Here is a 19,978-nt window from a genome sequence, read left to right on the forward strand (position 1 = left end):
CATATAATACCTGCAGTGATTCTGCTCTTATCTAAACTAATTCAAAAGGTTTTTGATAATCTGAGGGTAAGCGGGCATTGACCTGAGATTAACGCCTTTGCTTCACCTTTGTGACGGGCTGCCACGAGCTTTCAAATTTGGACCAATCGTTTTTCTTTCTTCATCAAACTACCAATACTACTTCTTCACCTTCAGATTCCATTGATCGAGATCTTTCAACACTGCATCGGCTGCAATCTGTTGTATCAGCTCACCTTCTTCTTCCGACAAACTGCTCCGGTAACTCAGCCCTTCCGGACTTTCACCGAATATCGCCGCATAAAATACACATGCTGCCAGATATGTTCCTCGCTCGTTGGGGTGGCTCCCGTCACTCCGCCATAAATCCATTTCTGGATGATTTTCCCTCGCTTTCATCCAGGCATACCCTACCGGCACTACCCCTTCGTTCAGTTCCCTCGATATCCCCAAATAGCCCCTGTTGATTTCAAGCTGCATGCTTTTGTAGTCCGCCATTCCACGCTCTGCCCATCCGTCCCTATGCGCCCAGGTCAAGAAGAAGAGCGGTGTCGATCCAGCTTCCCTGATTTTTTCTACCAGAGATCGCACCGCCGGATACATCACCGTGGTCCTCAATGGCTCTACCGACGGTATCTCACTCTGCTCTTGTAACACTACGTAATCCCATTTACTCGACTTGATTGAATCTAGCGTCCCGATGGAATTGAGATGGTTTTCCAGCGTCCAGCCACCATTGGCCACCACCGCTGTCTCAACTTTATGGTTCCCGGAGTTCGCCAAGGCTACGAAGGTATTAGGAAGATCATTGATATAAATATAGCTGTTACCGATAAACAGAATGCGAAGAGTGGCTTTCGAATCTTGACCTTCATCAAAGTTCTGATTCCTAGAACATTGATTGCAAACTAACAGAAGAACACAGATGACGGAGAAGCGTTTCATTTTTTCTTCTCCTTGAGCGAGTACCTAGATGACTTCCCCCATTTCCCGTAAAGGGAACCATTCCAGCTATACATTATCGTCGTCATTTTGTCGGAGTCATAGTTTTTGTACCATTCGCCTAGTATTTCGTAAATGCCGTCACCATCAACATCTTTTATCTCGTATTCGTCCCCCCAATACATAATTTCGGACCGGCCAAGACTATCTAACTGAGTGATTAGCTTGCCATCTTTCCCATCCCAATTGAAAATCCATAATTGGTGATTTACTCCTAGGTTCCCTGTAGCTTGGCCTACGATAATTTCTACTTTACCGTCTCGATTCAATTCGCCTGTTGCATCCATACTTCCCAAAGCTCCACTCGAAAAATCACTTGATAGCGGTACAGAACGCCAGAGGACAGAATCCAATTTGATGTTATATATGCCGACGAATCCGGGCATTGACGAATCAGAATTCTCCGCATCTGAAGCAAGAAAAATAAAGCAACCAGCAAGGGTATGATAAGGGTCTTTTATTCTCTCCTCGAAATATGGGTCCTTCAAAGCCGTTTCATGGTCTTCGATGATTTGCCGGTCGATGTCCGTTCCCGAAATGTAGCATGTGTGCCCGGTTATTCTCTTCACTTTAGCAGCAATTGAGTCCGTAATTGCTTCGTAATTATCTCCTTGAGAGAAGCTTGTAATGGCCGTAGCAAGATTTAAACATAATAGAATCACAGTAGCTTTAAGCGCTCGGGTCATGTGACACCTCATTGATCTTGTGGTTTGAATTCTTGCACATTTGAATATACCGTTCTGGCATATGAAGCTCCGCTGGGAAAAGGCTGATTGGTATGCCATATGGGCCAAACATAGTTTTTAAACCAGTACTCAAAACCATGAGGCCAATTTCCTTGATTTTCAAGTGTTGGCGTTAGTCCATCCTGCAACAAGTTTTTCACGTATCCCATCTATCAACAGGAACGGAACAAAACCGTTTTAAGTTGGGGCAGTGTTCCAGTGCGTTGAAACATGTTTTAGACCTAAATTTCCTTTGTTATTTGTTTGAACATAAAATTCCTTCACCTCTCAAACTTCGCGCGTCGGCAATCGCTCATCAGCTTGAGCGATTGCACATTGGCAACCTGACCTGCCCCCAATTGATGTACCAACGATTGCCAGCCGCTCAGAACACATATCCCAAAAGTCGTTGATTTCTTGGGATATGTGCCGGAAGACCTTTTTCCGACCGACACCTTCGGGCAAAAAATCAGAAGATTCAGATTGCTTCATGGCATGATTAGAAAACAACTTGCGAAGCAACTCCACATAGATGAAGTCACTCTCGACAAACTAGAAAAAAACGAAGGAAGACATCGCCGAGAGACCCTAAACAAGGCTGCTGGTCTTCTGAAATCAGCTTGTTAACGACGTTAGACTTCTTCTCTCTTCTTCGTTCAGTTCTCTTTCTTATGTTCCGTACCAACATTCCATTTGAGCGGCGGCGATACGCCGTCCGGTGGAACCGATTGTTAGCTGACCGTTCGTTCGCCGCCCGTGAGAAGTCCCAGAAGACGTTATGCTACGATCTGGCGAGATCGAAACGGTCAAGGTTCATGACTTTTTTCCACACCTCTATGAAGTCATTCACAAACTTCTCCTGGGAGTCTTTGCATCCGTAGACTTCGGCCAGGGCCCGGAACTGGGAGTTGGAACCGAAGATCAGATCGACACGCGTAGCGGTCCACTTCAATTTACCTGTCTTGCGATCAAGCCCTTCGAACACGTCGTGGTCTTCGGACACAGCTTTCCACGTCGTGCCCATGTCGAGCAGGTTCACGAAGAAGTCGTTGGTCAGAGCCTCTGGTCGCTTCGTAAAGACTCCGTGCTTGGTCTGTCCGAAGTTAGTATTCAGGACGCGCATGCCTCCTATAAGAACCGTCATCTCGGGCGCGGTCAGCGTCAGCAATTGTGCCCTATCTATCAGCAGTTCTTCGGCCGATACAGAAAATTTGGATTTGAGGTAGTTGCGGAAACCATCCGCGACCGGTTCGAGCACGGCGAAAGATGCCACGTCGGTCTGCGCCTGCGAAGCATCCATGCGTCCCGGTGTGAAAGGAACCGTTACTTTGTAACCGGCATTCTTCGCGGCCTTTTCGATGCCCGCGCAGCCGGCCAGAACAATCAGGTCAGCCAATGATACCTTCTTGCCGCGAGACTTCGCTTTGTTGAAAGCACTCTGGATCGCCTCCAAGGTCTTGAGCACCTTTGCCAACCGGGCAGGCTGGTTCACTTGCCAATCCTTCTGCGGAGCCAGACGAATGCGGGCACCGTTGGCACCGCCGCGTTTGTCAGAGCCACGGAAGGTGGACGCAGATGCCCAGGCAGTTGAAACCAGTTGCGAGATCGGAAGGCCGGAAGCCAGGATCTTACGCTTCAAGGAGACGATGTCCTTTGCATCAATCAGTTTGTGATTGACTTTAGGAATGGGGTCTTGCCAGATAAGCTCTTCTTTCGGAACCTCCGGGCCAAGATAGCGTGCACGCGGACCCATATCCCGATGCGTCAACTTGAACCACGCCCGGGCGAACGCGTCCGCAAATTGATCCGGATGTTCCATGAAGCGCCTCGAAATCTTTTCGTAAACAGGGTCAAACCGCAGGGAGAGATCGGTAGTCAGCATTGATGGCGCAATATGCTTTGATGGGTCGTGGGCATGCGGCACCGTTCCAGCGCCAGCCTCATCCTTCGGCTTCCACTGGTGCGCACCTGCCGGGCTCTTCGTCAACTCCCATTCATAGCCGAACAGGTTCTGGAAAAAGTTGTTGCTCCACTTTGTTGGCGTGGTAGTCCATGTAACTTCCAGGCCGCTGGTGATCGCGTCGCCGTTTTTGCCCGTGCCAAAGCTACTCTTCCAGCCGAGGCCCTGCTCCTCGATGCCAGCAGCTTCCGGCTCAGGCCCCACATGTTTTGCATCACCGGCGCCGTGGGTCTTGCCGAAGGTGTGGCCGCCCGCGATGAGCGCCACCGTTTCTTCATCATTCATTGCCATGCGAGCAAAAGTCTCGCGGATGTCCTTGGCCGCCGCTATCGGATCCGGGTTGCCGTTGGGACCTTCCGGATTGACATAAATCAGTCCCATCTGCACGGCGGCGAGAGGATTTTCAAGATCCCGGTCGCCGGAGTAACGCTTGTCATCCAGCCACTTCTTTTCGGAACCCCAGTAGGTGTCCTGTTCCGGTTCCCAGATGTCTTCACGCCCGCCGCCGAAACCGAATGTCTTGAATCCCATCGATTCCAGAGCAACGTTGCCGGCGAGGATCATCAGGTCGCCCCAGGAAATTTTCCTGCTATACTTCTGTTTGATCGGCCAAAGCAGCCTGCGTGCTTTGTCGAGGTTGACATTGTCGGGCCAGCTGTTGAGGGGAGCAAACCGCTGGTTACCGTGACCTGCGCCGCCTCGGCCGTCGCTGGTGCGGTACGTACCGGCGCTATGCCATGCCATGCGGATGAACAGAGGTCCGTAGTGGCCGAAGTCAGCCGGCCACCAGTCCTGCGAGTCTGTCATCAGGGCACGGAGATCCTTCTTCAGTGCCGCGAAGTCGAGCTTCTTGAACTCTTTCGCGTAGTTGAAATCCTCGCCCATCGGATTGGACTTGGAGGAATGCTGGTGCAGGATATCGAGCCGCAGCTGGTTCGGCCACCATTCTCGGTTCGATGTGCCTCTGCCGCCGGTTACCGGGCACTTGTTCTCTTCACTCATAGTATTTACTCCTTTCGTTGTGTAAATCGTTGGACAGAGCTAGCATGAATCGGATCTATTTCTCTATCTCTTCTTACATTGTTACGTGAAAAAAGGAAAAGATTTTTGCCCAACTACTGTCATAACGCAATACATTGTCTTTTTGGGGAAATGGATTACATCAATATCGCTCAGACGCATCATTACAAATTTCATAAAATAATATTATTAAATCAATTTTCAGTAGCTGTCGGTATTGGCTCATTTGGGACGTAACCGCAAAGAGCGCTAAGAAGGCGCAGAGGACGCAAAGGGAATTGATGCCTTTTTCTGCCGACCGAGCGTCTCCTTTGCGGCTAAATAACTCCTTCAACTCCTGAAGAAATTGAAACTGAGCCAGCACCTAGCTGTCTAACTCGAACAGGAAAAATCCTGCACCGAGACTACATCGATGCTAAACGTCGATGAAATGAGAATCGTCGGCTGGGAATTGATGCGCCGGAATTTGTGGGATCCACCGCCGGCCTCATAGCATTGGAGAAAACATTTCCAGAACAGTTTCAATCACGCCCGGAGTCCCAATAGAATTCAGACTTAATCATTACATGTTTGAATTAAATCTCGCGTCATGAACATTTTAAAACCCTTCAAAGCTTTTCCTGCGCTATGTATTCTCGAAGGGTGGTAGGCCTAATAGAAGGGTAACGGTCATTCATTAGATTATCCAGCTTACCTTCTCCGTTCAATTGAGCTCTGTAATACATCAGCGGCAGGTATTTACGGAAGTTCTGCTGGCCGTCCTGCTTTAGCTCTTCAATTCTTGCGTCCAGATCTTTCATTGAACCTAATCTTACCACCTCGAGCTTCCTACCTGTTTCAGTTTCGTAGACTCTCCATCTCTTCAAAACTGAGTGAATCGCCAGCAACGGAAAAAACCTTGGGAACAGATTTGTCATCAACAGCTACCTCAGCAGTATACCTGGCCGTATCGGCGTACGTGGTATAATCCATAAGTTGCTTTCCATCGCCCCAGAAATATGCTTTCTGTTCATCCACACTGATGATATTGATGAAGCCGAAGACGACCTTGCGATCAAGAAATCCTTCGTTCAGGACATGAACAACTTCAACACCACGACATTCGTCTTCGGCAATCGTCGCGAACTGTCTTCTCCAATCAGAGCTTACGATTTGGCCAACCTTTACTTTGAACATGTCAAGGGAAAAATCCGAGGGGATGAATCGTTTAACACCAGCCTCTCTTGCGGCGCCCAGCAATTCTGCCTGGCCGGCTATGATAACATCAGGGCCGCCTTGAATAGCAGAAATGACAGCTGTGGCTCCCTAACAAAGAGCACCGAGTCCCTTGCTATTACCTGCTGCTAGAGAACCCTCAACTATTTGAGCGCCCTGGCTTTCCAGTTCTACAACTTTGCCTCTGCTTTCTGGGCGTACCAAAAGTCTTAGTTGCACATTGGGCTTACCCATTAATTCCTTCGCGATGAGAGAACCTAAATCACCTGTCCCACCAACTAATGCTACAATAGTTTTTTTGTCCATGTTCATATCTTTTTATTCTCTCTCCTTAACTTCAATATTACAAAGAGTGCCTTTGGGGTGGGCTTTCTGGTTCCCTGATATTCCGTGTCGCGAATGCTCTCAATGTCAAAATGATCGGCGAAAATTCGTCCCATCATTTCCTTTGAGAAACGATAAGGTCCTCTGCCTATATCTGGTTCCTTGTCACTAAAACACTTTATGAATAGCAATCCGTCCGTCTTCAACAATCGACTTACTGTTTCTAAGTACTTTGGTCGGTTCTCCTCGCTCATCACATGAAAACATCCCCTGTCAAAAACATAGTCAAATTGTCGATTGACTTTGGAATTGAGTATATCGTCCTGGATGAACTGAACTTTGTCCGATAGCTTTGAGGCCCTCTTAACGGCATCTTTGGATATGTCCGTACCTGTAACGGTAAATCCTCTTTTTGCAAGTTCGATAGCTTGCGTCCCCGGTCCGGTGCCCAAATCCAGGAAAGTCCCCGACTTAATGTTATAATCTTTCAACGTTTTCTCGAGGTCGGGGTCGAGTGTGGGATAATACCAGTGCATTTCCTCAACTGGCATTTCAGCATAGACTGTTTCCCAGTCATACTTCCCTTGACGTTTCATTTTTTACTTTGGAATTAAATCGTTGTCCTTGCAATATCTCCTGACGGCTTCTTCAATAGTTGGCAAATCACCGAAGAGTTGCTTTTGTCTTTCCGTGTTTTTGCTGACGTAGACACCGGTGTTCACCCATTTTACCATTTCCAACATGTCACGCATGTTGCTGCTGAGGGCGGCAATAATGGGTGCAATTACTTTCACGACGAATGATGGGACAACTGGTTTAGCTTCGATCGGCTTCTTGAGCACTCTTTCAAAAGCGGCTGCCAATTTTTCGCCATTTACCGGTTCACTCCATCCTACATCGATAGCTGTGTTCAGTTCAGATTCTGGAAGGGTTGTGGCTGCCATGGCTGCATAACGGGCCAGGTCGGGCGTATAGATTGTTCCATAATCTACGTCAACAAAAAACACCGGCACGACGCCTTTCTTTATTTTCTTAAGCAGAAAATCCTTTGACCAGTCAAAGAAAGCTCCCGGTCTCAGCACAATGAACGGCTGCTGCTTTTCGGCAAGGTATTTTTCAGTCATGTACTTGTTATAGAAGTGGGGCACATTCTTGGCCTTATCGCTCTCGAGAATAGATATAAGTACAAATCTTGGAATGCCTGCCGTTTTAGTGGCATCAACCAGGTTTTGATATCCGATCGTATCTGTCTTTGTACTATCACCTTTTGAGTGTCTTGTGTATCCGGCGGCACTGGCGACTATTGCGTCAAAGCCGTGATTGGGTGAAAGAGCTTCCTTTAGAGAAGATTTATCCATCATATCACCGACAACAAAATTTTTAACGCCCATCTGTTGAAGTCTGCTTCTGTTGCTGGTTGCTCTAACCATTGCCGTAACTTCAGCACCCCGGTCTAAAAGGGCTTTCACGATTTTACTTCCTAATGCGCCTGTGGCACCCACTACGACAATCCTTTTTGTACTCATATTTTTTACTCTACTTTCTTGAACGACTTTTCTGTTAAGCCTTGAAAAATTAGCTTCGCCGCTTTACTTTTGCAAGTAGTTACACAAATGTATAGTAGTATCACAATGTAAAGCATTGAACAAAATCAGCGACTTATGAGCAAAAAAAAATTACAAAGGACCGAATTCAAGTGTTCCCTGAAAGACGTTTTGGATATTCTGGGAGGTAAATGGGCAATTCCTATAATCTACACCCTCCTAGATGGGACGAAGCGTTTTATGGAACTGGAACGCGGTATTCCAAATATCAATACCAGGATGCTGGTTAAAGAGCTGAAGAATATGGAGGCAAATGGAATTTTGGTAAGAGAAGTATTGGCCACCGTTCCACCGACTGTTAAGTATTCTTTAACCCATAAAGGTAAAAAATTGGGACCTATAATCACCGATTTGCACAAATGGGGAGAAGAATTTGTTGACTGATTTGTGTTGCCGCGTCCTCATCGGTTCAGCCACTTCTTGAAAGGTCCCAACCTCTCCTGGCTAACGATCACCACCTCCTCCATTGGCGGTTCCAAGTGGAGTTCGAGTTTGCCATTGAAGTACTTTTGGCACCATATTGTGCACTAACGAGAAGTTGGCGATCCTGCCAGACATTGGCGACCTGATCATCCAACAATTCGACGGCCGTAGTTTTCCTATCATGGTCATGGTACACACACATTTCAAATTAGGGCTATTAGAGTTTCCGCAATTCCACCCCTGCGTTGCCATTCTGGATGTCGAATTAATCGCCAAAAAGCCCATTTCCAAAGCCTATCCAAAGGCACTTCTGACCCTTGGCGATCACATACGAAAGAAACGACTTGACCTCAACCTCCATCAGATTGACGTTTCCAAGATAATAAACGTGGATGAAATGACCGTAGTAGGTTGGGAGTTGAATCATTGCGAACCACTTACAAGACATATCCCAAAGATTATCGGTTTTCTATGTTATCTGCCCGAGGACCTCTTTCCTGCGAAAACCCTAGGTCAGAAGATCAAACGGTACAGGCAGCTTCATGGCATGACCAGAAAACAACTTGCGAAGCAACTCCATATTGACAAAACTACGTTGGACCGTTTGGAAACGAACAAAGGGAAAACTTCGCGGGAGACCGTGAAAAAGATAGCTAATTTTCTCAAATCGCTCGGCTAAAAGACGCGCATAGTCTTAAGTACCAACTTGTTCCCCGGCCGCACAGGGCCGACTGCTTTTTACGTTTCGATACAAGGAATTTACCTTTATGCAAATATGGGACACGACCTAAGCACCTGGTCCAAGACCAAATTGATACACACACTTTGTTTGAAGCGACATTTGGTTGATAGGCAAGGAAGACGGGGCGACTTTGTTCATGCCCAATCTGCTGCAAAGCTCTATATTGTAAACTTGAATAATACCATATGCTGTAATTGTATCGATTCCATCTGAGGGAAACCAACCTTCTTCGCACCTGCAATGATTTCTTCAGTCTTGAGACGATGTTCCAGCGGCGGACCACTTTCCTCTTGTTTGTAAGGCCATTCCAAGATCGCGACCCGTTGCTTAGCGCAGCGCTTGGATTCGTAAAGCGCCTTAACGAGATCATCAGATTCGTGCAGGACATGACCTAAGAAGACGAGATCGAAAGTCTTATCGGGAAAAGGAATCTTCTCGACGGTCCCAAAGCGGAATGTTCCAGACGGAACGAACTCTTGCGCTGCTTTCAGCATGTCAGGGTTAGGATCGATACCCGAAACAGACACTCCTTCCTTCGCGAATGCTTCAGCAAAAATTCCACTTCCCGTCCCGATATCCAAAATGCTCTGTGCGTTGATTCCGTCGAGAACCGAAGGTACGACTCGTTCCACTTCAAGAAGTTCAATGCGTTCCGGATTTCGAAGCCGTTCGACTTCTCCACTATATCGTTTTTTGTGCATATCGTCCTGTAATCGACTATAAGATAAAACTAAATCTGTTGGCTCTTATCTAATGTGGTTCTTTTCCGGATGCGAGCATAGAGATAACGAACGGAAAGCAAAAGTGGGCATCGTTGCCCAAAGTCAGTGACGCCAAGAAAGAGCGCCGCAAGGCCAGCGAGATAAAGCCATACGCTTTGCACAGCATCGATGATAACAAGGACGGCAGCAATCCCCGCAGCGATAAATGCAAACAATCGTCGCAAGGAAATATGGTTTTTAAGAATTGACACAGGGAGTTATCCTTTAGCGGCTTCCTTCTTTGTCGAAAGCTTGAAAGGGACATATAGAGGGCAAAAGCTCACGATGCTTGTCAACAGGAAAATCACAGCCACGATTCCAAGGATGAGAGCCAGTATCCCATTGATCTGACCTGCCAGATAAAGAATGCCGATCAATAAAGCTATGATCACTCGAATTGTGCGGTCGACAGAACCCATGTTCTTCTTCATTTTAATCTCCTTTAAGAAATTTACAAAGTGATAGGTATCGTGGATATGATGATTCCGACAGCAAAACGGTTCACGATAAATAGGAGATTTCTTGACGGTGCAGGCTGAATCGTTTTCTTTCGTTTATCATCTCATTTAAGAAATAAGCAGTTTCAACCAAAGGAGTTTACCAATGCCTGAGCATTTAACGAAGCAGACATTTTTAGAAAAGATTTTTAATTACGAAAAGAACAAGGAATGGAAGTTTGAAGGTGATCTACCAGCCATGGTAGACTTCTGGGCTCCCTGGTGTGGTCCATGCAGGATGGTAGGACCAGTTATTGACGAGCTCTCGAAAGAATATGCCGGGAAAGTGAGCTTCTATAAAGTGAACACCGATGTGGAGCAGGAACTTGCGGGTGTGTTTGGCATTCAAAGCATCCCGTCGCTTCTTTTCGTTCCCAAAGATGGAACGCCCAAGATGGCTATGGGTGCACTGCCGAAATCCGAGCTGAAGAGAATCATTGAACAAGAATTATTGGTTCCCAGTTTGTCAGTGGTCGCGTGAAGAATCTTGTAGTCTTCATCCGAAGATATTTTACCGGATCAACCTTACATAAGCGCATTCTGTACGTGTTTCTCGGGGCTGCCGGAGGTTATGCGTACTACCATTTCATCGGCTGTAGCTCGGGCGCATGTCCGATCTCAAGCGATCCCTGGATTAGCACGTTCTACGGAATGGCAATGGGGTACATCCTGGCGATCGGAAAATATGAAAAGAAGAGCGACGAGCATTAAGAAGTACTCGCCGCTCTGTACAAAAGTTTTTCAGAATACGAAGGTCATTCCCGCACCGCTCGCACCCATTAGAAACGGGGGTACTTTCTCCACGACTATGCGATTGTCACGCAGGTCTTTCGGATTGATTCCCTTGTTCTCGATGGCAAGCTCGCAGAAAACGACTTTACCTTTCTGGTCCATGATAGTATTGAATAGGTCAACAGGATTCGGCATTCCTTTCGGCGTGCCGATCTTTTCGAGTTCACCTTTGACCAGCGCTTGTGCACCAGCCGGACAGAAAAACATGTGCACCTCATAGTCGAGTGCAATGCCGGATGAGGCAAAAATCAACGCCGGCATGATATTGCTCGGTGCTGAACCGTTGCATACGACGATCATCTTCTCAGCCATTTTAGGATCTCCTTTGATTTTGTGTTTAAGCTTTGGTTCGATTTCACATTCTCAACCATCCACTTTCATTCCTTCACTTCAGCCACGACAGGTTCCGTTTCAGGGACGGGCCTGAGAGCCTGAACGTAAAGAGCTATTGTTCTATAAATGATATGTGCAAACTTTGTGAAAGGCAGAAGTATAAGCAGCTCTCCGACAGCAACCAAATGAGCAATAAGCATCCAGTAACTCCATACGTGCGGCTCCGGCAGATAAACAGCGATCTCCAGCGCGAATCCCGTAACCGCAGACAGCCACAAGAGCGCGAGAAAAGACCAGTCACTCACTGTTGAATGTCGATATGAGTCGTCGCCTTTTAACAGTCGCTTGATAATGATCCCTGTTACACCGTACACAAGCATGAGCCCTGCGAGCGTTCCGAGCAGTCGGACAGGATACCAGATAGGCACCCATGTTCCCGTCGGCTTAATTCCCATGAGTGCAAGGAGAAAATCCATTGCCGTCGCGAGGAACAATCCCATGAATCCCCACAGCATCGACGCGTGCAGAAACCATTTCTGAGAATACCACCGCTGAGTTCTCGAATAGGACTCGCAATCTTGTCGATATCTCTCCTGCATGAAAACTTCTTTGATCGTTTCAATGACAGCGGACTTATGATCTACGCGGAGGTCTTCAGGAATTGCGATGCTCTTTCTGATGCTGGAAATCATGCTGATACTTCCGCCCACAGCTATCATGATGACGACAAGCCCGGCGATTACCCCGACATCATGTATCACCTCGGAGGGAATGAAGTCGAACAGTCGAAGCGATTGAGTCGGCATTGGACCATGGAAAGAGTAAATGAAAGTTCCGAGCACCGCCGCCAGTAGAAGAAGAAACAGAACGTTAAATAACGGTGAGGTGTACATCAGGCTGGCCAATCTGAGTCGATCATACCCCGCAATTGCAAATCGTCTCGCTGCCGCCATGAATTCTCCCGGATCAGCCTGTCGCGGACATGTTGCCGTGCACTCACCGCATGAATAGCAGAGCCAAAGTTCTTTGCTTCCGAGAAGCTTATCCTTCATTCCGAGCTGACCGTAGCGGATCATCCTGCGCGGGAAGTTGTCTTCGTCCGAAGAGAGAGGACACACAGCAGTACAGTTGCCGCAATTAAAGCATGACTCGATATTCACCGCTCCATATTCTCGAAGCTGGGAAAGGAAGCTCGGATCCGCTCGATAACTCACGATTTCGCCTCCTTGCTTAATGAGTAGATGAAATAGTCCCCCGATTCGTCGGTTCCCGATTCCACAACAAGTCCGTATTTCTTCATTGATGCCACATGCCATAAGACCTCGTGCGCAGGTAAACCAGTCTGTTGGGCTAATTGAGGCACTGTTCGAGGACCATCCTGCATTGCTTTCTCAAGGAGTTTACGCGCGGCTTGCTGCTTCTTCAACAGTTCCTGAGCACTCTCCACAGTGGTGGAGTATTCCTTCCGGAGCTCCAGGAGCATCCGCGTGCGCTCGCGCGCTTCCTGCTTCTTGTCGACAGTCATGCGATATCCTCCAATGATGGCACATCAGCAGCAATGGCTTGCACCATGGCTTCATATTCGTCAAGCTGCCATCCCTGGACATCGATAGCTCTGTTCGGACAGGCACTGACACACACTCCGCAGCCGTTGCAGTTCGCTTCTGTCACCACAGCCCGCTGAGTTGATTTACCGGCAACGTTGACTGTTTCAAGGTGGATGGCGCCTTCCTGCGGACATAATCGGACGCACTCTCCGCTGCCCTCGCAAAGATTCGGATCCACTCGCGCTACGTAAGGCTCAAGTTCAACTTCTCCGCGGCACAAGAGAATGCTGACCTTTGAAGCCGCAGCCTCTGCAGCTGCGCAACTCTCCAGAACGTTCATGGGTGCCTGTGCCGTGCCAGCTAATACAACGCCCGGAACCGCCGTCTCGACGGGCCTTAGTTTGGGATGCACCTCAAGAAGGAACCGATCGCTCCCCGGAGCAACTTTGAACATGCTCATCAAATCCTGAATGGGACTCGGCATCATACCAACGGAAAGGACAACCAAATCCACGGGCAGTTGGACCTCTTCTCCCCATGTCAGATGGTCTTTTACTTTCACCAGGAGGGGAAATTGGTCGCCTTCTTCAGCATGGACAACCTCGGGCACTTCCTCGGCAAAGTAGCGAAGGAACGTAACGCGGTTCTTCGAGGCTCTCAAATAATAATCTTCATGACCGCGGCCGTAAGCGCGGATGTCCTGATAGACATCGTACACATTTACATTGGGGAATTTCTCACGGATTTCATTTGCAGCTGCCAGCGTGGCAGTACAGCAAACCCGCGAGCAATAGTCGTTCACTTTGCCGTCGGACTGAGGCTTGTGCACGCCTTCGACCTGTCGGCTCCCTACGCAATGGATCATCGCGACGCTGCGGACAGCATGGTTGTTCCACATTAGCTCGTGGTCGGTATGGTTTGACAGGATGCTTTCGAGTTTAGGCAGCGTGATAACTTCGGGATAAATTCCGTAGCCAAGCTCGCCCTGGTATGGATCGTACGGTTCGAAACCAGTCGCAATGACGATTGCGCCAATTTTTAAGTCGGTCTCGGTGGATTGTTTTCGAATTCTTACCTCGAAATTTCCGACATATCCTTTCGAGGAGATCACTTCCGTTTCTGTCATCACTTCGATTTTCTTCTCAGCCATCACATCGGCGATGAGACGGTTCACAACTTTGCGGGCATCTTCATCTGTCGGGAAAAGCCGATTCCACTGCATGACGTGTCCGCCGAGGGAGTTGCTTTTCTCGATGAGCGTCACTCTCAATCCGCCGCGAGCAATCGAAAGGGCAGCACGCAATCCCGCCACTCCGCCGCCGATGACGAGGACGTGTTTCTCGGCATCGAGACGAATTGACTCGAGCGGTCGCATCTTGCTTGCTTTCGCAACGCCTGCAGACATCATCCTCACAGCCTTTTCTGTTGCTTCAAGCGGACAATCATGGTGCACCCAACTGTCCTGCTCTCGTAACCCGATGTGATAATAGAAGTACGGATTCAATCCTGCACGCTGGACTGTCTTTCGAAAAGTCTGCTCGTGAAGGAAAATGGAGCACGCTCCCACGACGACACGATTGACGCCGTTCTCCCTGATGTCCTCGGTGATAAGCTTCTGGCCAATATCTGAGCACATAAACTGACAGCGCCGTGACACAGCCACGTTCGGAAGTCTTGGTAGAGCTTCTGCAACTTTCTGACAGTTCACCGTATCGCTGATGTTCCCGCCGCAGTCACAAATGTAAACGCCGATCCTCGGCTCCACTCCCTCCATTTCCCTCTTCTCAGGATTATCAGACATTGGCAAGACTCCCTGAGATTACCTTTTCCGAGAAGTTGGCTTCGATAAAGGCGGCGGCTTCTGCCGCTGCAGCACCAGCTGTCATGATGCTATCCACGATATCCATCGGGCCAGTCGCTGTTCCAGCAGCGAAAACGCCAGACTGCGGGGTGACGGTGGGTGCAATGTTGCAATCGGGGATTTCAACAAAACAATCATAGGCCGGGGCGACGCCGAATATTTTTTCCGCATTCGAGCCCGGCAGCATGCCAACTGAAAGAACGACAAGATCGTGCCTTCGTTCGATCAGGTGCGAATTGTCATCGATCATCTCCACGCGGACGACGAGACTCTGGTCAGAGTCTTCGGATATCCTGGCCACCTTTGCCTTCACAAACTCAATTCCCATAGCCTTCGCGCTCTGGTAAAACTGCTCGTATCCCTTTCCGAACGTACGGATATCCATGTAATAGATCGTGATGTCTGCCATCGGAAGTGTTCCTGAGAGAAGCATCGCCTGTTTGATTGCGTACATGCAGCATACCCGGGAACAATATGGTACACCAAGAGTCTGATCTCTCGACCCGGCACATTGAACATAAGCGATGGAGGATGGTTGTTTCCCATCAGAAGGACGCACCACATGCCCGTACGGCCCTGTCGGAGACAGGAGCCGTTCCATCATGAGTCCATCGATCACATTTCTGAATTTTCCCGAGCCATATTCCTTTTTGGCATTCCGCGGAGTTGTCTCATAGCCTGTAGCGAGTATGATTGTCTTCGCTTCGACCTCTATCTCTTCAGGCTTTTGGTGAAAGTCGATGACGTTCGGCGCACAAGCAGGAATGCACTTGCCACAAAACACACAATGATCGATATCGATGACCGCTTTTTGCGGAACCGCAGTTGCGAACGGCACGTAAATGACACGACGACCGATGCGACCGAATTCGTTCTCGTTATCCGGCAATTCAAGCGGACAAACCAGCTCACAAGCTCTGCAGCCCGTGCAATCATCCTCATTCACGTAACGCGGCTTCTTAGTTATTTGCACAGCGAACGTATCGCCGTTGCGAGCGACAGACCTCACCTCGCAGTATGTCAATAGTTCAATGTTGTCATGATGAGCAACTGCCGACATCTTGGGAGTAGTGATGCAGCTGCAGCAGTCGAGAGTTGGAAAGACTTTGCTCAGGCCGATCATTTTTCCGCCGACACTCGGATTCTTTTCGACCAGTGCGACTTTGTAGCCTTGATCGGCGAGATCAAGAGCCGACTGCATGCCGGCGATTCCCCCTCCAACTACGAGCGTATCAACATTCAATTTGTTTGTCGTCATTTAACTTTGTCTATTCTGTCAGCTGCTTTGTTTCCTTGTTCGTGCGCACGACCGGTCCAATCTCACCGAGTAACACGTTCATTTTTTGAATCTCGTTGAGGAACGGTCGTACACAGACGGTGCAGATAGCCGCCAGTCTCAACCGGCGGGTATCCATCCCTCGCTCTTTCATCTTGGCGTACGTCTCATTGATTATTTCTGCCGTCCGTTCCGACTCACCTTTATAAGGACTGTCGGTACCGCTGTACATTACGATTACAGCATCGAAACCTTGCTCTAACGAATTCAGGTAGAACTGAGGCGGGAAAATTGCCGAGGTTCTTATAGGAAGTATAAACGTGTTCGGCGAGTAATCGAGGTGAGATTGCCCAGCGGAGTCCGCACCCCGATAGCCGCCCGACAGCGTCGCGAGCAATAGGATCTTGCAATTATTTTTTGTTGTACTTGCTGCCATACGACATCACATAGTTCACCATTATAGATAAATCAGCCCCGCTTGTATTCACTACTTTTTCCTGCGAACGAAGAGACGGTCGTAGCCGTCGGCGGAAACAACTCCGAGAAATTCATGGCCGACTTTCTGGCACCAGGCTGGCATATCTTTCTTGGTGTTCGGATCGCCCGACCATATCTCGAGCACTTCTCCAACTTTGACTGTGCCGATGCTCTTCTTGGCTTCGAGCAGCGGGCCAGGACATGCCATGGCACGGGCGTCTGCCACCTTGTCAGCTTTCATTGTGTTAAGATCGATAGTTGTTGACATACAAATTCTCCTCTATACAAAATTTGGTTACGTTGATTCGCTGCTATTCTCGACCGAATGCCATTGGATCCAATTCGCGAATTCAGCTCTCATGTTCTCCGGGAGGCTTGCAAGGACCTCTGTTGCAAGGTCTTTCGAGCTGGACAACAACCTTTCCGACATTCCGCGTCCAAGGTCGGTGAGTACGACTTGCTCCTTGCGCCTGTCGGAGGAATGCAAGGCAATTTCGATGTATTTCATTTTCTGGAGCTTGGATAGAATCTTAGAGGTGGAGGTGCAGGAAAGATCTACGATGGAGCTTAATTCGCTGACGGATTTCAACTCCTGCAAGTACAGGATCAATAGGCAAATGATTTCATTTGTGGACAAGCCCGTCCCACTGGCAAGTCTCTTTTGAAACCGACGGCATGCAAGAGCTAACCGAAGCATACTTGTGCCGGATGCGTAGTCTTTCGTCATTCTTGTCCTTCCATCAGGGACAAGATTGACAATTATTGTACCCGGACAAATATTGCTTAAGCTTAAGGAATTTTAGCCCTATCTGGCTCTAATGTGATGAATTACTCAACGGCTGCATTGCAAAACTAAGATGAAAGCAATGTACAACTGTGTCAGTGTGCAGGCTTACCCCCGATCCAGCGATAAGATCACGATCAGTTCTGCGCGTCTATCTTCACTCTTATTTTGGTCCCGTCAGGTATTGGACTATGAAGATAAGATTTACTATTCTTTCCAGTTTTTCCCTCAAGGACGGCAATGTGGCTTGAGCAGGGTCGGTTTTTCACCTCGCTGAGAACGTTCAATGGGACTTTCTCCAGAAGTCCCAGGATCCCGCTCGCCTTCACAAACGATTTGAAATTTCTATAGTGGAGCGAGCCAGCAGCCCATTCGACGATACGGTTGAGGATGGCGCAATAATTCTTCGGTTCGGGAACGAGGTAATCGATTATGATAATTTTGTCCGCGATCCTTGAAAGGCCCCATAATAGCACGTCCCTTTCCTCCTCTGCAATCTCATGTAGCATGTAAGACACGACCGCGAAGTCGTATTGAGCGGCTGTGTGTTGAAGAAATGTCAGTGCGTCAATATGCCTAATGAAAAGTTTTTCGGGAGCGACATCTTTGAGTTTGCGTTTCGCTATTGCGATGTTCTCTGCTGAAGGGTCTATGATTTCGATTCTCTCGCAGATGTTCAGTATTTGAGAAGCCATCCTTCCCGTACCGCAGCCGACATCGAGGACCGTTGAGCCTTTGATCAAGATTTTCTTGACTAGCGCAAAGACTTCATCCTGATGCGGAGCAACAAACAAATCGTAAAATAGGCCGTCGTACCAATGACTTATGTTCTCTTCCATGTTATCAGACCTCCTTTTTCACAGGTAAATCTCCATCGCTTTCTTATCCATCTTGCCAGTTTGCAAGTCCATCAAGACACAACTCTGTTCGGCAGTTGCAATAACGAGATCATTTCTTTGAAATAAATATTTCAAATTCATTATTCCATGAGCGATCGACTCGACCCAAATAATTCCTTTAAGACTGTCGGTCAACTTCAACGGGTTTTTGTAACGAATCTGCGTAAAGGTGACGACAGGGTACAGATTTCTTTTCAATAAATCACACACCGGACAACTCGACGCAAACAATTTGCAGCGTAAATCTTCGAGCCACCTGACATAGACGATGTTGTTTGCATGATTGGCAGCATCGATGTCATAGGTACTGACTTCGAATTCTAACTCGGTCCTTAAAGATGGCATAATGCTCCGTGGTTCATGGTAGTAGAATTGCTGCCGCCACAACAGTCGTCCATAATCCAGTCCTATCCCCCTCGGCCGTCTGAGTTACGTTGAAAGTTCGGACAATTTTCTCCGACATTTTGAAAACCTGCTCGCGCTCGTTCCAGTCAGTGTTCGGTTCGAATTCGACTCCGAGTGTGGTTGCAAGCATTTGCGCAGCGAGGTCCTCGGCGTAATCACCAGCCGATTTCTCATTGACGCCGAACGCGTGGTGTTCGGACAGATAACCATATTGGTTGGATTCGGCAGGAATTGCGGCTCCTATAGATGCTGCCACGAGGCGGTTCGGTTCGTTCGTCGCGCTGCGTGCCATGACGGTGAAGGTGATCTGGCCGCTTTGTATTTCCTTCAGTCCATCCGCCAGGGTGATCCTTTTACAACAGGGAGGGAATATGCTACTGACTGAGACAAGGTTGCACTTTTCGATTCCGGCATCCCTAAGGGCGAGCTCAAATGAACTTAGATAATCCTTGTGTTTTCCGACACCTTTTGTGAAAAATATTCTCGATGGCACAAACATACGCTTACTTGTTCTCTTTCTTTTCTAATGCCAGCTTGTAGTGTTCAGATCCCTCACGCATGAGTACCTTCCCGCAATTCGGGCATTTTTCTTCCATGCATGGTCCTCCGCGCTCGTGAGGTTTTCTGTAGCCGCACTTCAGGCAGACACAATATCCACCCGCTCCCATTCTTCCTTTACGTTCGTGACTCATCATCTATTCCTTTCATTTCATTTGTTCACGTAAATCATAATCAAAGACCTTGGAGCGCCCTGTAATCTTCTCATCGGATAAAGATATAACTGGGTATCGGGTAACGACCTCTCCTCTTTTTATCTTTGAAAGATTTGGTTTAAGGATCTGTCGCTTCAAAATCGACACTCGGTCGGTGATGAATCTCTGATGCAAATGATCGTACTCGTGCTGGAATACCCGTCCCATAGTTCCACTATACTCGGCTTCCACGGCTTGGAAAGTCCCATCCATAAATCGAGCTATGATGGATTCGGGCCTGGTAACTTCCACACTGATTCCAGGGATGCTCAAGCAACCTTCCTCCAGCGTTTCAACTTCATCGCTCGATGACAGAATTGTTGGGTTGATGACGACGAGAGGACTTTCATCTTCATGTCCTTCCATTCCGGAAGTGTCCATTACGAAAAGAGAAACCCTGAGTCCCACTTGTGTCGCAGAAAGTCCAACACCGTCCGCACCGCGTAGTGTCTCAAACATGTTTCTGATGAGACCGACAAGCTTATCATCGAAAGTGTCGATTTTCTTAGCGGGGCTATCCCAGATCCTCGTTCCATACAGGTATATAGGCAATATCATGGT

The 19,978-nt window shown here is 48.2% G+C and carries 26 protein-coding genes and 1 pseudogene; 4 read left to right on the forward strand and 23 right to left on the reverse strand.

Annotated elements, in window-relative coordinates:
- Positions 1 to 177 precede the first annotated feature (177 nt).
- From VLX91_08765 to VLX91_08795, 7 genes and pseudogenes are all read right to left on the reverse strand, one after another.
- Positions 178 to 963, reverse strand: coding sequence for a DUF4886 domain-containing protein (locus tag VLX91_08765; GenBank protein HUI30297.1), 786 nt, complete (start codon positions 961 to 963; stop codon positions 178 to 180).
- Positions 960 to 1,706, reverse strand: coding sequence for a hypothetical protein (locus tag VLX91_08770; GenBank protein HUI30298.1), 747 nt, complete (start codon positions 1,704 to 1,706; stop codon positions 960 to 962). The genes VLX91_08765 and VLX91_08770 overlap by 4 nt, the downstream gene beginning before the upstream one ends.
- 820 nt (positions 1,707 to 2,526) lie before the next feature.
- Positions 2,527 to 4,707 carry a catalase/peroxidase HPI gene (gene katG / locus VLX91_08775; protein HUI30299.1) on the reverse strand — a complete coding sequence of 727 codons (2,181 nt, stop codon included), beginning with the start codon at positions 4,705 to 4,707 and terminating at the stop codon, positions 2,527 to 2,529.
- A 626-nt stretch (positions 4,708 to 5,333) separates the two neighbouring features.
- The gene (locus VLX91_08780) at positions 5,334 to 5,543 is read right to left on the reverse strand and encodes a hypothetical protein (GenBank protein HUI30300.1); all 210 of its coding nucleotides are present in this window, start codon (positions 5,541 to 5,543) and stop codon (positions 5,334 to 5,336) included.
- 19 nt (positions 5,544 to 5,562) lie between these two features.
- Positions 5,563 to 6,252 (reverse strand): annotated as a pseudogene (locus VLX91_08785) (NmrA family NAD(P)-binding protein).
- Positions 6,249 to 6,860, reverse strand: a complete 612-nt coding sequence (locus VLX91_08790) for a methyltransferase domain-containing protein (protein HUI30301.1) — start codon at positions 6,858 to 6,860, stop codon at positions 6,249 to 6,251. The pseudogene VLX91_08785 and the gene VLX91_08790 overlap by 4 nt, the downstream one beginning before the upstream one ends.
- Before the next feature lie 3 nt (positions 6,861 to 6,863).
- Positions 6,864 to 7,790 carry an NAD(P)H-binding protein gene (locus VLX91_08795; protein HUI30302.1) on the reverse strand — a complete coding sequence of 309 codons (927 nt, stop codon included), beginning with the start codon at positions 7,788 to 7,790 and terminating at the stop codon, positions 6,864 to 6,866.
- 135 nt (positions 7,791 to 7,925) lie between these two features.
- Here VLX91_08795 and VLX91_08800 point away from each other — a divergent pair, with 135 nt between their 5' ends.
- Positions 7,926 to 8,252, forward strand: coding sequence for a helix-turn-helix domain-containing protein (locus tag VLX91_08800; protein ID HUI30303.1), 327 nt, complete (start codon positions 7,926 to 7,928; stop codon positions 8,250 to 8,252).
- Between the two features lie 154 nt (positions 8,253 to 8,406).
- Positions 8,407 to 8,970: a helix-turn-helix domain-containing protein gene (locus VLX91_08805; GenBank protein HUI30304.1), complete on the forward strand. Its 564-nt coding sequence runs from the start codon at positions 8,407 to 8,409 to the stop codon at positions 8,968 to 8,970.
- A 221-nt stretch (positions 8,971 to 9,191) separates the two neighbouring features.
- On the opposite strand, the gene VLX91_08810 is transcribed toward VLX91_08805, so the two are convergent.
- Genes VLX91_08810 through VLX91_08820 form a run of 3 tightly spaced genes read right to left on the reverse strand, consistent with a single transcriptional unit; the run spans position 9,192 to position 10,225 of the window.
- The gene (locus tag VLX91_08810) at positions 9,192 to 9,734 is read right to left on the reverse strand and encodes a class I SAM-dependent methyltransferase (protein ID HUI30305.1); all 543 of its coding nucleotides are present in this window, start codon (positions 9,732 to 9,734) and stop codon (positions 9,192 to 9,194) included.
- 29 nt (positions 9,735 to 9,763) lie between these two features.
- On the reverse strand, positions 9,764 to 10,006 hold the full coding sequence (locus tag VLX91_08815; GenBank protein ID HUI30306.1) for a hypothetical protein: 243 nt from the start codon (positions 10,004 to 10,006) through the stop codon (positions 9,764 to 9,766).
- A 6-nt stretch (positions 10,007 to 10,012) separates the two neighbouring features.
- Positions 10,013 to 10,225, reverse strand: coding sequence for a DUF2892 domain-containing protein (locus VLX91_08820; GenBank protein HUI30307.1), 213 nt, complete (start codon positions 10,223 to 10,225; stop codon positions 10,013 to 10,015).
- A gap of 172 nt (positions 10,226 to 10,397) precedes the next feature.
- Here VLX91_08820 and trxA point away from each other — a divergent pair, with 172 nt between their 5' ends.
- A complete protein-coding gene (gene trxA / locus VLX91_08825) occupies positions 10,398 to 10,772 on the forward strand; it encodes a thioredoxin (GenBank protein ID HUI30308.1) in 375 nt (124 codons plus the stop codon).
- Positions 10,769 to 11,002, forward strand: a complete 234-nt coding sequence (locus VLX91_08830; protein HUI30309.1) for a DUF6132 family protein — start codon at positions 10,769 to 10,771, stop codon at positions 11,000 to 11,002. The genes trxA and VLX91_08830 overlap by 4 nt, the downstream gene beginning before the upstream one ends.
- Positions 11,003 to 11,032: 30 nt before the next feature.
- On the opposite strand, the gene VLX91_08835 is transcribed toward VLX91_08830, so the two are convergent.
- The 13 genes from VLX91_08835 to def form a co-directional block, all read right to left on the reverse strand.
- The gene (locus VLX91_08835) at positions 11,033 to 11,395 is read right to left on the reverse strand and encodes a DsrE family protein (protein HUI30310.1); all 363 of its coding nucleotides are present in this window, start codon (positions 11,393 to 11,395) and stop codon (positions 11,033 to 11,035) included.
- Positions 11,396 to 11,460: 65 nt separating this feature from the next.
- On the reverse strand, positions 11,461 to 12,630 hold the full coding sequence (locus VLX91_08840; GenBank protein HUI30311.1) for a 4Fe-4S dicluster domain-containing protein: 1,170 nt from the start codon (positions 12,628 to 12,630) through the stop codon (positions 11,461 to 11,463).
- On the reverse strand, positions 12,627 to 12,941 hold the full coding sequence (locus VLX91_08845) for a hypothetical protein (GenBank protein HUI30312.1): 315 nt from the start codon (positions 12,939 to 12,941) through the stop codon (positions 12,627 to 12,629). Before VLX91_08845 ends, VLX91_08840 begins: the two co-directional genes overlap by 4 nt.
- Positions 12,938 to 14,764 (reverse strand): CoB--CoM heterodisulfide reductase iron-sulfur subunit A family protein, encoded by a 1,827-nt coding sequence (locus VLX91_08850; GenBank protein HUI30313.1) that lies wholly within the window; start codon positions 14,762 to 14,764, stop codon positions 12,938 to 12,940. Before VLX91_08850 ends, VLX91_08845 begins: the two co-directional genes overlap by 4 nt.
- On the reverse strand, positions 14,757 to 16,082 hold the full coding sequence (locus VLX91_08855) for a CoB--CoM heterodisulfide reductase iron-sulfur subunit A family protein (GenBank protein ID HUI30314.1): 1,326 nt from the start codon (positions 16,080 to 16,082) through the stop codon (positions 14,757 to 14,759). The genes VLX91_08850 and VLX91_08855 overlap by 8 nt, the downstream gene beginning before the upstream one ends.
- 10 nt (positions 16,083 to 16,092) lie before the next feature.
- Entirely contained in the window at positions 16,093 to 16,536 is a 444-nt protein-coding gene (locus tag VLX91_08860; protein ID HUI30315.1) for a hydrogenase iron-sulfur subunit, read from the reverse strand.
- A 51-nt stretch (positions 16,537 to 16,587) separates the two neighbouring features.
- Positions 16,588 to 16,845, reverse strand: coding sequence for a sulfurtransferase TusA family protein (locus tag VLX91_08865; protein ID HUI30316.1), 258 nt, complete (start codon positions 16,843 to 16,845; stop codon positions 16,588 to 16,590).
- A gap of 27 nt (positions 16,846 to 16,872) precedes the next feature.
- Positions 16,873 to 17,304 (reverse strand): MarR family winged helix-turn-helix transcriptional regulator, encoded by a 432-nt coding sequence (locus VLX91_08870; GenBank protein ID HUI30317.1) that lies wholly within the window; start codon positions 17,302 to 17,304, stop codon positions 16,873 to 16,875.
- A gap of 194 nt (positions 17,305 to 17,498) precedes the next feature.
- Positions 17,499 to 18,200 (reverse strand): class I SAM-dependent methyltransferase, encoded by a 702-nt coding sequence (locus tag VLX91_08875; protein ID HUI30318.1) that lies wholly within the window; start codon positions 18,198 to 18,200, stop codon positions 17,499 to 17,501.
- A gap of 18 nt (positions 18,201 to 18,218) precedes the next feature.
- Positions 18,219 to 18,605: an acyl-CoA thioesterase gene (locus tag VLX91_08880; protein ID HUI30319.1), complete on the reverse strand. Its 387-nt coding sequence runs from the start codon at positions 18,603 to 18,605 to the stop codon at positions 18,219 to 18,221.
- Positions 18,606 to 18,618: 13 nt separating this feature from the next.
- Positions 18,619 to 19,158, reverse strand: coding sequence for an arginine decarboxylase, pyruvoyl-dependent (locus VLX91_08885; protein ID HUI30320.1), 540 nt, complete (start codon positions 19,156 to 19,158; stop codon positions 18,619 to 18,621).
- Between the two features lie 10 nt (positions 19,159 to 19,168).
- Entirely contained in the window at positions 19,169 to 19,357 is a 189-nt protein-coding gene (locus VLX91_08890; GenBank protein HUI30321.1) for a hypothetical protein, read from the reverse strand.
- 12 nt (positions 19,358 to 19,369) lie between these two features.
- Positions 19,370 to 19,975 (reverse strand): peptide deformylase, encoded by a 606-nt coding sequence (gene def / locus VLX91_08895; protein HUI30322.1) that lies wholly within the window; start codon positions 19,973 to 19,975, stop codon positions 19,370 to 19,372.
- Positions 19,976 to 19,978: the final 3 nt, after the last annotated feature.

This window comes from Candidatus Acidiferrales bacterium, assembly GCA_035515795.1.
GTDB lineage: Bacteria > Bacteroidota > Ignavibacteria > Kryptoniales > JAKASW01 > JAKASW01.